The sequence below is a fragment of the Microbacterium aquilitoris genome, from assembly GCF_031932285.1.
In the GTDB taxonomy this organism is placed as follows: domain Bacteria; phylum Actinomycetota; class Actinomycetes; order Actinomycetales; family Microbacteriaceae; genus Microbacterium; species Microbacterium aquilitoris.
The window spans coordinates 490,818-503,327 of record NZ_JAUZVT010000001.1 but is presented as its reverse complement, the minus strand read 5'-3'; the positions used below and the strand labels follow the sequence as shown (position 1 = coordinate 503,327).

The following is a 12,510-nucleotide window of genomic DNA, read 5'->3' as shown; positions in this document are numbered from 1 at the left end:
TCCGTCGTGGTCGAGCGGTGGGGGGATGCCGGCCGCCGCAAGCGCGGCCGGCATCCCGGTCAGGGACGGATCAGAAGGCCTCGACCTCGGCGACCCAGGTCTTCCACGCGGCATCCTCGGACTCCGACTTGTCGAAGACGCGGTTCACGGCGTTCTGCAGCGCGTCGTGGTACTTGAAGTAGTTCGCGCTCTTGAACGGGAGGACCGTGACGGCCTCGGCGCGGTCGGCGCCGATTTCGCCGGTCTTCGCACCGTTGTAGTAGTCGTTCACGTACCCCTGCAGGTCTGCGTTCTCGTACGCGTCGACCTGGCTCGGGAAGGCTCCGACGTTCACGAACGCCTCGACCTGCTGCTCCGGTGCGGACAGCCACGCGGCGAGCTTCTGCGCTTCCTCGACGTGCTTTCCGTTGGCCGGGATGGTCAGGTACGAACCGCCCCAGTTGCCGCCGCCGTTCGGGAACGTGTTGGCGATCTTCCAGTTCTTCTGGTCGGGTGCGTAGCCCGAGATGATGCCCTGCATCCAGCCGGGGCACAGCACGGTCGCGAAGTCGTCGCCCTGGAAGGACGCGATCCAGTCGTCGCCCCACTGAGCGGAGTACGCGGAGTTGGGGACGGCGCGCTCGATGACGCTCTTGTACGCGTCGGCGATCTCGGGGTTCGAGGTGGCGATGACGGAGCCGTCGGGCTTGTCGTAGGTGTACTCGATCTGGTTGACGATGCCCTGCAGGACCGAGTTCGCCGAGTCGATCATCGACTTGCCCGATGCTTCGCGGTACTTGTCGGCGACGTCGAAGTAGTTGTTCCAGTCGCCGTCGAACAGCGCCTCGACCTCGGCCGGCTCGGACGGGAGGCCGGCTGCCTCGAAGAGGTCGGAGCGGTAGCAGATCGCCTGCGGACCGATGTCGGTTCCGTAGCCGATGAGGTTGCCCTCGGGGTCCGTCGCCGCCTTCTCCTTCCAGTCGAGCCAACGACCCTTGAGGTCGTCGGGGACGGGAGCGAGCAGGTCGGAGTACTGCATGGCCTCGCTGAGCCAGTCGACCTCGACGGCCTCGATGTCGGCGAGCCCGCCCTTGCCGAGCTTCTGGAAGAAGTTCTTACGGGCGTCGCCGGACTCGGCCGCCTTGTTGTGGACGATCGTGACGCCCGGGTTGGCGTCCTCGTACTTCTGGAGGAACTCGTCGGTGTAGCCGAAGTTGTTGAAGGTCGCGATGGTCAGCGTGACCTTCTCGCCTTCGGCTCCGGTGCCGCCCTGGTCGCCGCCGCCGGCGCAGCCGGCGAGGACGAGAGCGGAAGTGGTGGCGACGCCGGCGATCAGACCGACGCGGCGCAGGGCGCGTGCGTTCACAGAACACTCCTTTGTGGTGTGGCGAGAGCGAGGTGCAGGGTCATCCCCATGGGAGCGCTCTCATCGAGTGGGTCTGACGCTATGGGATCGCTCCCACGACTGTCAAGGAAGCGCTCCCACCATCGCCATCACGGTTTGGTCACAGCACACGACGCACGCGGACGGTGCGCTGCGTCCGCGGGCTCTAGACTGGTCGCGCACCCCTGCCCGCGACATCCCGGAGCTTTCTGATGCCCACCATCGTCGTCGACGTCATGCCCAAGGCCGAGCTTCTGGACCCGCAGGGGAAGGCCGTCTCCGGGGCGCTGCAGCGACTCGGCCACGCCGGATTCGGCGACGTCCGCATCGGCAAGCGGTTCGAGCTCACCGTCGAGACGGCCGACGAGCAGACCCTCGCCGCGGTCCGCACGATCGCCGAGGAGATCCTCTCGAACTCCGTGATCGAGGACGTCGTGGGCATCGAGGTCGTCGAGTGACCGTCCGCGTCGGGGTCATCACCTTCCCCGGCTCGCTGGACGACGGCGACGCGCGTCGCGCCGTCCGCCTCGCCGGCGCCGAGCCCGTCGCCCTCTGGCACGGCTCGCACGACCTCGAGGGCGTCGACGCCCTCGTCCTGCCCGGCGGCTTCAGCTACGGCGACTACCTGCGCGCCGGGGCGATCGCAGCGCTCGCGCCGATCATGTCCGAGGTGAAGGATGCCGCGGCCAAGGGCATGCCGATCCTCGGCATCTGCAACGGCTTCCAGATGCTCGTCGAGGCCCACCTCCTGCCGGGCGGCCTGATCCGCAACGCGCACCAGCAGTTCATCCGCCGCGACCAGCGCCTGGTGGTCGAGAACGCCGACACCGCCTGGACGAACGAATTCCGCCGCGGCCAGGAGATCGTCATCCCGCTCAAGAACGCCGACGGCGGCTACATCGCCTCCGACGAGACGCTCGCCCGCATCCAGGGCGAGAACCTCGTCGCGTTCCGGTACGCGGGCGTCAACCCGAACGGGTCGCTGGACGACATCGCGGGGCTCACGAACGAACGCGGCAACGTCGTCGGACTCATGCCGCACCCGGAGCACGCGATCGAGCCGGGCTTCGGCCCCGACACCGCCGCGGCGATGCGCTCCGGCGTGGACGGACTGCGCTTCTTCACCGCGGCCGTCTCGGCCGTGGTGCACTCCGCCGCCTGAGCCGCCTCAGCCGCCGAGCCTGCGGGCGAGGTGCGGGCCCGTGCGGCTGTCGGGCGCTGCCGCGACCGCTTCGGGGGTCCCCTGCGCGACGATGCGACCCCCGGCATCCCCGCCCGACGGACCGAGGTCGATGACCCAGTCGGCCGCCGCGACGACGTCCATCTCGTGCTCGACCACGACGACGGTGTCGCCCGAATCGACGAGGGCGTGCAACTGCGCGAGCAGCAGCCGGACGTCGGAGGGATGCAGACCGGTCGTCGGCTCGTCCAGCAGGTAGAGCGTGTGACCGCGCCGCGCGCGCTGCAGCTCCGTCGCGAGCTTGATCCGCTGCGCCTCGCCGCCCGAGAGCTCGGTCGCCGGCTGCCCGAGACGCAGGTAGCCGAGGCCGACGTCCTGCAGGGTCCGAAGGCTTCGGGATGCCGCGGGCACCGCCGCGAGGAACGGTGCCGCCTCGTCGACCGTCATCCCGAGCACGTCGGCGATGTTCTTGCCGTCGTACGTCACCTCGAGGGTCTCGGGGTTGTAGCGCGCGCCGTGGCAGGTCGGGCACCGGCCGTAGCTGCCGGGCAAAAAGAGGAGCTCGACCGAGACGTACCCCTCGCCGAGGCACGTCTCGCAGCGGCCGCCCGCGACGTTGAACGAGAACCGGCCGGGCGCGTAGCCGCGTTCGCGTGCGAGGTCGGTCGCGGCGAAGACGGTGCGGACGGCGTCGAACAGACCCGTGTACGTCGCGAGGTTCGACCGCGGGGTGCGGCCGATCGGCTTCTGGTCGACCCGCACGAGGCGGTCGACGCCGTCCATCCCGGTGACCGAGCCGACGCGCAGGGTATCGGTCGACGACGACGGGAGCGTCGCCTCGGCGATGCGCTCGGACGGGTCATCGGCGCCGAGCGCCGCGTCGTCGGCATCCGTCTCGTCGACGTCGCCGCGCACGTGCCGCTCGACCACCTGGCGGAGCACCCGACTCACCAGCGTCGACTTGCCCGAGCCCGAGACACCGGTCACCGCGGTGAACACGCCGAGGGGGACCTCCACGTCGAGGCCGTCGAGGTTGTGCAGCGAGACGCCCTGGAGCGAGAGGATGCCGGTGGCCTCCCGGCGCTCGCGGCGCACAGCCGCGCTCTCGTTGGGGAACAGGAACGGGCGCGTCGCCGAGTCGGCGACGGCGGCCAGGCCCGCGACCTCGCCGGAGTAGAGGACGGCGCCGCCCGCCTCACCCGCGCCGGGACCGACGTCGACGATCCAGTCGGCGCGACGGACGACGTCCATGTTGTGCTCGACGACGAAGACCGAGTTGCCCGAGGCGCGGAGCTGCTCGAGCACGTCGAGGAGCGGAGCCGCGTCGTCGGGGTGGAGCCCCGCCGACGGCTCGTCGAGGACGTAGACGACGCCGAACAGTCCCGACCCCAGCTGGGTCGCCAGGCGCAGCCGCTGCATCTCGCCGGGCGAGAGGGTCGTCGTCACCCGGCCGAGTCCGAGGTAGCCGAGACCCAGATCGAGGAGCACCTGGATGCGGGCGACGAGGTCGGTCGTGATGGCCACGGCGACGTCGGTGCGCTCACCGGATGCGGTGGTCGGGAGGGCGGGTGCGGCATCCCGGATCCGCGTCGTCGGACGCAGGACCTCGGCGAGCTCGCGGATCGGAAGGGCGTTCAGCTCGGCGATCGAGTGCCCCGCGAACGTGACGGCGAGCGCCTCGCGGCGCAGGCCCGTGCCGCCGCAGAGCGGGCAGACGCCGGTGCGGACGAAGCCGAGCACGCGGCTGCGCATCGACGCGCTCTGCGAGTCGGCGAGGGTGTGGAAGACGAACTTCTTCGCGCTCCAGAACGTGCCGTTGTAGGGCTTCGCAACGCGGTCGCGCTGCGGCGTGATCTGGACGACGGGCTGCTCGTCGGTGAACAGGAGCCAGTCGCGGTCGGCCTGGTCGAGCTCTCGCCACGGGCGATCGACGTCGTAGCCGAGGGCGATCGTGATGTCGCGGAGGTTCTTGGCCTGCCACGCCCCCGGCCAGGCGGCGATCGCGCCGTCGCGGATGCTCAGCGACGGGTCGGGCACGAGGGTGTCCTCGGTCACGGTGTGCGCGACGCCGACACCGTGGCACTCGGGGCAGGCGCCGGCGGCCGTGTTCGGCGAGAACGCGTCGGAGTCGAGGCGCGTCGTGAAACCGGCAGGGAAGGTGCCCGCGCGGGAGAACAGCATGCGCAGCGAGTTCGACAGGGTGGTGACGGTCCCCACGCTGGAGCGCGAACTCGGCGCGCCCCGCCGCTGCTGCAGTGCGACGGCCGGCGGGAGCCCCGTGATCGACTCCACATGCGGGTCGTGACCCTGCTGGATCAGCCGCCGCGCGTACGGCGCAACCGACTCGAGGTACCGGCGCTGCGCCTCGGTGAAGATGGTGCCGAACGCGAGCGACGACTTGCCCGAGCCCGAGACGCCCGTGAAGGCGACGATCGCGTCGCGGGGGACGTCGACGTCGACGTGTCGCAGGTTGTTCTCGTTCGCCCCGCGCACGCGGACGAAGGCATCGGCGTCGCCGCGGGGGTTTTCAGGCATCGAACCAGCCTAGGTGTCCTGACCGCGACGCGGGCCGAGGCCCCGGGCCGGGCGATAGCCTCGAACGCATGGCTTCGATCAGCGTCAGCGTCCCCTCCGCCCGCCTCGCCGAGGACCTCTCCGACATCGAGGGGGCCGATGTGTTCGTCTGGAAGATGGATGCCCCCTCCCCCCGCCCGCGCATCGACGTCGTCGTCCCGCCGTACATGTCGAAGGGCAGCCCGCTCCCCCTGTTGGAGGGCGTCGAGGTCGGCCTCGTGCAGGGTCAGGCGATCGGGTACGAGGGCATCGAGGACCGGCTGCCCGCCGGCTCGGTCTTCGCGAACGCGGCGACCGTGCACGAGGCGGCCACCGCCGAGCTCGCCGTCGCTCTCACGCTGACGGCGCAGCGCGGCATCGACCGGTTCGTCCGCGCCCAGGCGACGGGCGACTGGACCCCCTTCCAGGCCACCGGACTCGCCGACCGGCGCGTCGTGCTGCTCGGCTACGGCGGCGTCGGCAAGGCGATCGCGGCGCGCCTCGCCCCCTTCGAGGTCGAGCTGGTGCCGGTCGCCTCGAGCGCGCGCGACGAGGACGGCATCCGTGTGCACAGCGTCGACGAGCTGCCCGAGCTGCTTCCGGGCGTCGACATCGTCGTCGCCTCGCTCCCCGGTGGCGACGGGACGCGGCACATCATCGACGACGCGTTCCTCGCCGCCCTGCCCGACGGCGCCCTCGTCGTGAACGTGGGACGCGGGTCGCTGATCGACACGGACGCCCTCGTCGCCCACGTCCGCAGCCGCGGCATCCGTGCGGCCCTCGACGTCACCGACCCCGAGCCGCTGCCGGCGGATCACCCGCTCTGGACGCTCGACGGCGTCGTCATCGCGCCGCACGTCGGGGGCGCGACCGACGCGATGCACCCGCGGATCGTACGGTTGCTGCGTCGGCAGATCGGGCACCTGCTCGCGGGCGAGGAGCCCGAGAACGTCGTGATCCGGACCTGATCAGACGGTGAAACCGTGATCAGACGGTGAACACGCTGTGCACGGGACCGCAGACGGAGCGGCCCTCGAGCGCGGTGAGCTCCATCAGCACGGACGTACCGGCGAGGCTGAAGCCGAGCTGCTCGAGCAGCTGCTGGCCGGCGCGGAGCGTGCCGCCGGTGGCGAGGACGTCGTCGACGAGCAGGACGCGGGCGCCCGAGGAGAGGTCGTCCGTCATCTCGATCGTCGCGCTGCCGTACTCGAGGTCGTAGCTCACCGAGCCGGCGGGGCGCGGCAGCTTGCCCGCCTTGCGGATCGGGGCGAGACCCGTGCCCGAGGCGATCGCGATCGCGCCCGCGAGCAGGAATCCGCGCGCCTCGACGCCGGCGACCACGTCGAACGAGCCGACGAACGGCTCGGCCATGGCCATCGCGATGGTGCGCAGCGCCGCCGGGTCGGCCAGCAGCGGCGAGATGTCGCGGAAGAGGATGCCGGGTTCGGGGAAGTCGGGGATCGTCGCGATGAGCGATTCGGCTCGGGCGAGTGCGTCGGGATTCACTGGGTCGAGGGTACTCGCCCTGCCTGATGCACCGTGCGCAAGCGCTTGCGCTAGGCTGGCGCGCATGACTTCGACCCCCTCCCCGACCGCCACGTCGACGCTGGCACCGATCGGCGAGAGCCGCCCCGGCGCCGAGTGGTGGCGCACCGCCGTGATCTACCAGATCTACCCCCGCTCCTTCGCGGATGCCTCGGGCGACGGCATCGGCGACCTGCCCGGCATCACGTCGCACCTCGACGACCTGGCGTCGCTCGGCGTCGACGCGGTCTGGCTGAGCCCGTTCTTCACCTCTCCGCAGAAGGATGCCGGCTACGACGTCGCCGACTACCGCGACGTCGACCCGCTCTTCGGCACCCTCGGCGACTTCGACGACATGCTCGAGGCGGCGCACGCCCGCGGCATCCGGGTCATCATCGACCTCGTCCCGAACCACTCCTCCGACAAGCACGTCTGGTTCCAGCAGGCCCTCGCCGCCGCCCCCGGCAGCCCGGAGCGCGCCCGCTACATGTTCCGCGACGGCCAGGGCGAGAACGGCGAACTACCGCCCAACAACTGGGAGTCCGTCTTCGGCGGTCCGGCCTGGACCCGCATCCCGGACGGCCAGTGGTACCTGCACCTCTTCGACAGTTCGCAGCCCGACTTCGACTGGAACAATCCCGAGGTGCGTGCCGCGTTCGAGAAGACGCTCCGCTTCTGGCTCGACCGCGGCGTCGACGGCTTCCGCGTCGACGTGGCGCACGGCCTCATCAAGGCCGACGGCCTGCCTGACTACACCCCGCCGGCCGAGGCCGACTCGATGGGCGGCGCCGAGCCTGTGCCGTACTGGGGCCAGGAGGGCGTCCACCAGGTGTGGCGCGAGTGGCACCGCGTGCTCGACGAGTACGAGGGCGACCGTGCGCTCTGCGCCGAGGCGTGGCTCCCGACCGTCGACGAGACCGCCAAGTGGGTCCGCTCCGACGAGATGCACCAGGCCTTCAACTTCCCCTATGCGATGAGCGAATGGGATGCCGCGCAGCTGCGCGAGATCATCAGCGAGTCCCTGCGGGCCTTCCCCGCCGTCGGGGCCCCGGCGACCTGGGTGCTCTCGAACCACGACGTCATCCGCCACGCGACCCGACTCGCGATGCCCGGCCACCCGCAGGGCCACGGCGTCGGGCCGAACACGCCCGGCAAGCCCGACCCGGCCGCAGGCCTGCGTCGCGCCCGCGCGGCGACGGCGCTCATGCTCGCCCTCCCCGGCTCGTCGTACCTGTACCAGGGCGAGGAGCTCGGCCTCCCCGAGGCGATGGAGCTGCCCGACGACGTCCGCGAGGACCCGACCTGGTTCCGCACGAACGGCGAGCGCTACGGGCGTGACGGATGCCGCGTCCCGCTGCCCTGGACCGCCGATCAGGGCGCGTTCGGCTTCAGCCCGACCGGCGAGAGCTGGCTGCCCCAGCCGGCCGAGTGGACCGCTCTGGCCCGCGACGTGCAGGAGGACCAGCCGGATTCGACGCTGTGGCTGTACCGCACGCTCCTCGCGACCCGTCGCGTCCACGAGCTGGGTGCGGGATCACTCGAGTGGCTGGACGGCTACGGTGACGACGTCATCGCGTTCCGCAACGGCGACGTCACCGTCGTCGCCAACGTCGGCACGACCCCGGTCGCGCTTCCCAAGGGCACGCTGCTGGTCGAGAGCGACGCGTTCGCGGGTCGCGAGTTGCCGGCCGACACCACGGTGTGGATCGCCGCGGACTGACGTGACCGGCATCGACGACGTCGCCCGCGCCGCAGGCGTGTCGGCGGCGACCGTCTCCCGTGCGCTGAGCGGGCGCGGGCGCATCTCGGATGCGACCCGCGCCCGTGTCCGCGCCGCCGCGGCCGACCTCGGCTACGTGGTGTCGGCCGCGGCATCCGCTCTCGCGACGGGCCGCGCCTCGAACGTCGGTGTGGTCGTGCCGCTGCTCGACCGGTGGTTCTTCGCCAACGTCCTCGACGGCATCGCGAGTCGCCTGGCGTCCGAGGGCTACGACATGACGCTCTACAGCATGAGCGACGACCGCGCGCAGCGCGACGGCGTGCTCGACACGTCGCTGCGCCGCGGCCGGGTCGACGGGCTCATCGTCCTGTCCGTCACGCTCGCCGATGACGAGGTGGACCGGATGCTGGCGCTCGAGCTGCCCGTGGTGGGTCTCAGCGCGACGACCTCGCGGTTCCCCGCCCTGCGCGTCGACGAGCTCGCCGTCGCCCGCGCCGCGACCGAGCACCTGCTGGGCCTCGGCCACCGGCGCATCGCCCACATCGGTGCGGGGTACGCGGGCGATCCGGGACTCGACATCCCGTCGCTGCGTCGTCACGGGTTCGCCTCGGCGATGGCGGATGCCGGCATCCCCGACGCCCCCTTCGCCGCCGCGGACTTCACGATCGAGGGCGGCCATCGCGCAGCGCTCGCCCTGCTGGAGCGCGACGATCCGCCGACGGCGATCTTCGCGGCATCCGACGAGATCGCCTTCGGCGCCCTCTTCGCCGCGCGCGACCGGGGCCTCGACGTGCCGGGGGACCTGTCGGTCGTCGGCGTCGACGGGCATGAGATGGGCGACTTCTTCGGTCTGACGACGGTCGCGCAGTTCCCGCACGAGCAGGGTGAGCGCGCAGCGGATGCCGTCCTCGCGGCCATCGACGGCCGCGACGAGATCGGCGATCTGGCCTTCCGGCTGGTCGAGCGCACCTCGACGAGCGCTCCCCGTGGAGGACTCGCTGAGGTAGCAGGCCGTCCCTCGCCGTAGGCTCGAAGGTATGCCCCTCGATCTCGAAGCGATCTACACCGATCTGCACCGGCACCCGGAACTCTCGTTCCAGGAGACCCGCACGGCCGGCGTCATCACGCGCGAGCTCGCAGCGCTCGGCCTCGACTACGAGGAGGGCGTCGGCCGCACCGGCGTCGTCACCGTGATCCGCAGCGGCGACGGCCCCGTCGTCTGGCTGCGCGCCGACATGGACGGCCTCCCCGTCCCCGAGCAGACCGGACTCCCCTACGCGAGCACGGCCCGAGGCGTCGACCCCGCCGGGCAGGACGTCCCGGTCATGCACGCGTGCGGCCACGACATGCACGTGACGGCGATGCTGGGCGCGCTCGAGAAGCTGCAGGCGACCCGCGGCGAATGGTCCGGCACGGTCGTCGCCGTGTTCCAGCCCGCCGAGGAGTACGGCGCCGGCGCGCAGGCGATGATCGCCGACGGCGTGTTCGACCGGTACCCGAAGCCCGACATCGTGCTCGGACAGCACCTCACCCCGTTGCCCGCCGGCACGATCGGTGTGCGCCCGGGCACGCAGATGGCGGCATCCGACGGCATCACCGTCACCCTCCACGGCCGCGGCGGACACGGCTCGCGCCCGCATTCGACGATCGACCCGATCGTCATGGCGGCGGCGACCGTCATGCGCCTGCAGACCGTCGTCTCGCGCGAGGTCGACCCCCGCGAGATGGCCGTCGTCACCGTCGGCTCGATCCACGCCGGCCTGAAGAACAACATCATCCCGGCCGAAGCGACCCTCGAGCTGAGCCTGCGCTACCCGGACGACGCGGCGCGGGCCGACATCCTCGCCCGCGTCGAGCGCGTCGTCCGCGCCGAGGCCGCGGCATCCGGCGCCGAGCAGGAGCCGACGATCACGACCCTCCACACCCTGCCGCCGACCATCAACGACGCGAACGCGACCGCCCGACTGACGGCGGCGATGGACCGCGCGTTCGGCGAGGGGACGGTCGTCGACCCCGGCATGTTCACCGGCAGCGAGGACGTCTCGTGGTTCGCCCGCGAGGCCGGCGCCCCGCTCGTCTACTGGTTCTGGGGCGGTGTCGACCCCCAGCAGTACGCGGATGCCGCCGCTGCCGGCACGATCTCGCGCGACATCCCGACGAACCACTCCCCGTTCTTCGCCCCCGTTCTCCACCCGACCATCGAGCGCGGCGTCGACGCCCTGACCGTCGCCGCGCGGGAGTTCCTCACATGAGCAACGACGACTGGCTGCCCTTCGCCCCCCTCGACCCGCAGGAGCACCGCGAGCCCGAGCGCCGCGAGAACCCCAACCGGGTCCCGATGATCCTCGGCGCCGTCGCCGGCGTCCTGCTCGTCGCCGTCATCGTCGTCGTCAGCGTGTATCTCGTGCGCGCGACCGAGCCGACCACGGCGGCGCCCGCTCCGGCGCAGAGCTCGCAGTCCGCACCGCAGCCGGCACCCTCGACACCGCAGGACCCGCAGCCGTCGGAGACGCCCGCGCCGGAGCCTCCCGCCGCGGCATCCACCATCGCCCTGAACGGCTCGGGCTTCACGGTGAAGACCGCGGACGGCACGTTCACCCACACGTGGGCGGACGACTCCGGCCCAGCGATCGCCGCGTTGACCAAGGCCTTCGGCACGGCGCCGAAGGAGGACTTCGTCAACGGCGACGCAGAGAACTGGGCCTACGACATCTACGTGTGGCCCGGCTTCCGCTTGTACGACGTGTTCCTCGGCGACGGCGGCCGCTCGCGCAGCGAGGTCCCCGCACCGACGTGGGTCACCGTGACCTCGGGGCTGCCGCAGTCCGTCCAGGTGACGAACGAGTTCGGCGTCGCCGTGGGCGACACCCTCGACCAGGCGCGGAGCAAGGGCCCGTTCGACGAGTTCGCGCTCACCAACGGCCACGTGCGCCTCACCTTCGGCGAGGGCCGCGGCACGTTCTACAGCAACGGCAAGCGCGAGTTCAGCGCCTTCGTCGAATCGGATGACGCGACGCAGAAGGTCGCGTCGATCACCTACACGTTCCGCGCCCGGGGTCAGTGAGCGACCGGCTCGCTCGCACGCGCGTCGACGAGCTGACGGCCGCTGACAACGCCCGGTAGGCCGCGCCCTGCGGGCGTCGCGAACAGCAGCACGAGCCACGTCACGACGAACGCGACGACGAGGATGCCGCCGACGGCCCCGAGCTCGCCGAGCAGGAGGTAGCCGCCGATCCCGCCCGCGAAGCGGAGCAGGCGGCCCACCGGCTCGGGGAACCGCCCGCCGTCGTAGCTCAGCTCGACGCACAGATCGCCGACCGTGCGTCCCGTCGCGAGGGTCACGCCGAGCCAGACCACGATCGGCACCCATCCCGACGCGACGTCGGCGATGACCCCGTCCGACACGATGTCCTCGCGTCGGAGCGCGAACTGCAGGAACAACTGCACGACCGTGCCCGCGGCCCCGGCCAGGATGGCCGTACCCACCAGGTCGCAGACGGCGCCGAGGAGGCGACGTCCGCGCGTGACGGGGCGGGGAGCCCCGGCATCCGCTGCCTTCTCGACGCCGCGGAGCCGCGCCGGGACGATGAGCCCGAGCACCGACCCGATGAGGGCTCCGAGCGTGTTGGTCAGCAGGTCGCCGACGTCGAAGAGGCGGTAGCCGCATGGGAAGATCCCCCAGACGCCGGTCAGCTGGGTCGTCTCGATGAACAGCGACAGCACGAGCCCCGCCAGCACCCCGAGGACGATGCCGCGGCGCCCCACGACCCGGATGAGGAAGCCGAGGGGGACGAAGAGGAGGACGTTGAAGACGACCTGCAGCAGTCGGACATCGGTGAGCGGCGAGCCGTCGGCGAACGCCCCCACGACGTCGTCGACGGTCGGCGCGAGCGACAGGACGGCACCCGCGCACCGGTAATCGTCCGAGGCGGGGATCGGGAGGAGGGTGTAACTCCAGATCGCCAGGAAGTAGACGAGGGATGCCGCCCAGAACCCCACACGGCCGACGCTGAGGCGGCCCCGGCGACGGTAGCTGAGGGCGACGACGGGCACGAAGAGGACCAGCCCCGCCACCGCGCCGAAGAGGATCGCGACGACCGCGGGGAAGACCTGTCCGTTCATGGCGCGAGTCTAGGGAACACGGCGCGACCCGCCCGCGTTGCGGCGGGT

At 71.5% G+C, this 12,510-nt stretch carries 11 protein-coding genes; 7 read left to right on the top strand and 4 right to left on the bottom strand.

The window, feature by feature from the left end:
* Positions 1-70 precede the first annotated feature (70 nt).
* Entirely contained in the window at positions 71-1,345 is a 1,275-nt protein-coding gene (locus Q9S78_RS02520; RefSeq protein WP_018187903.1) for an ABC transporter substrate-binding protein, read from the bottom strand.
* 230 nt (positions 1,346-1,575) lie between these two features.
* Here Q9S78_RS02520 and purS point away from each other — a divergent pair, with 230 nt between their 5' ends.
* Positions 1,576-1,821, top strand: a complete 246-nt coding sequence (gene purS / locus Q9S78_RS02515) for a phosphoribosylformylglycinamidine synthase subunit PurS (protein ID WP_020097666.1) — start codon at positions 1,576-1,578, stop codon at positions 1,819-1,821.
* Complete coding sequence (purQ, locus tag Q9S78_RS02510; protein ID WP_311868696.1) at positions 1,818-2,525, top strand: phosphoribosylformylglycinamidine synthase subunit PurQ; 708 nt, start codon at positions 1,818-1,820, stop codon at positions 2,523-2,525. Before purS ends, purQ begins: the two co-directional genes overlap by 4 nt.
* A 6-nt stretch (positions 2,526-2,531) precedes the next feature.
* On the opposite strand, the gene Q9S78_RS02505 is transcribed toward purQ, so the two are convergent.
* Complete coding sequence (locus Q9S78_RS02505) at positions 2,532-5,078, bottom strand: excinuclease ABC subunit UvrA (RefSeq protein WP_311868695.1); 2,547 nt, start codon at positions 5,076-5,078, stop codon at positions 2,532-2,534.
* A gap of 68 nt (positions 5,079-5,146) precedes the next feature.
* Between Q9S78_RS02505 and Q9S78_RS02500 the strand changes: the two genes are divergently transcribed.
* Positions 5,147-6,064 carry a 2-hydroxyacid dehydrogenase gene (locus Q9S78_RS02500; protein ID WP_311858516.1) on the top strand — a complete coding sequence of 306 codons (918 nt, stop codon included), beginning with the start codon at positions 5,147-5,149 and terminating at the stop codon, positions 6,062-6,064.
* 19 nt (positions 6,065-6,083) lie between these two features.
* Here the strand turns inward: Q9S78_RS02500 and Q9S78_RS02495 are convergent, their stop codons facing one another.
* Complete coding sequence (locus Q9S78_RS02495) at positions 6,084-6,602, bottom strand: adenine phosphoribosyltransferase (RefSeq protein WP_311858514.1); 519 nt, start codon at positions 6,600-6,602, stop codon at positions 6,084-6,086.
* Positions 6,603-6,666: 64 nt separating this feature from the next.
* On the opposite strand from Q9S78_RS02495, the gene Q9S78_RS02490 reads away from it, so the two are divergent.
* From Q9S78_RS02490 to Q9S78_RS02475, 4 genes are read left to right on the top strand one after another with little or no spacing between them, the layout of a single operon-like run.
* Positions 6,667-8,340, top strand: coding sequence for a glycoside hydrolase family 13 protein (locus tag Q9S78_RS02490; protein WP_311868692.1), 1,674 nt, complete (start codon positions 6,667-6,669; stop codon positions 8,338-8,340).
* A gap of 1 nt (position 8,341) precedes the next feature.
* Positions 8,342-9,367 carry a LacI family DNA-binding transcriptional regulator gene (locus tag Q9S78_RS02485; RefSeq protein WP_311868689.1) on the top strand — a complete coding sequence of 342 codons (1,026 nt, stop codon included), beginning with the start codon at positions 8,342-8,344 and terminating at the stop codon, positions 9,365-9,367.
* 10 nt (positions 9,368-9,377) lie between these two features.
* Positions 9,378-10,592, top strand: coding sequence for an amidohydrolase (locus Q9S78_RS02480; protein ID WP_311868687.1), 1,215 nt, complete (start codon positions 9,378-9,380; stop codon positions 10,590-10,592).
* Positions 10,589-11,404 carry a hypothetical protein gene (locus Q9S78_RS02475; protein ID WP_018187894.1) on the top strand — a complete coding sequence of 272 codons (816 nt, stop codon included), beginning with the start codon at positions 10,589-10,591 and terminating at the stop codon, positions 11,402-11,404. The genes Q9S78_RS02480 and Q9S78_RS02475 overlap by 4 nt, the downstream gene beginning before the upstream one ends.
* Here Q9S78_RS02475 and Q9S78_RS02470 read toward each other — a convergent pair.
* The gene (locus Q9S78_RS02470) at positions 11,398-12,462 is read right to left on the bottom strand and encodes a VanZ family protein (protein WP_311868684.1); all 1,065 of its coding nucleotides are present in this window, start codon (positions 12,460-12,462) and stop codon (positions 11,398-11,400) included. The genes Q9S78_RS02475 and Q9S78_RS02470 overlap by 7 nt on opposite strands.
* Positions 12,463-12,510: the final 48 nt, after the last annotated feature.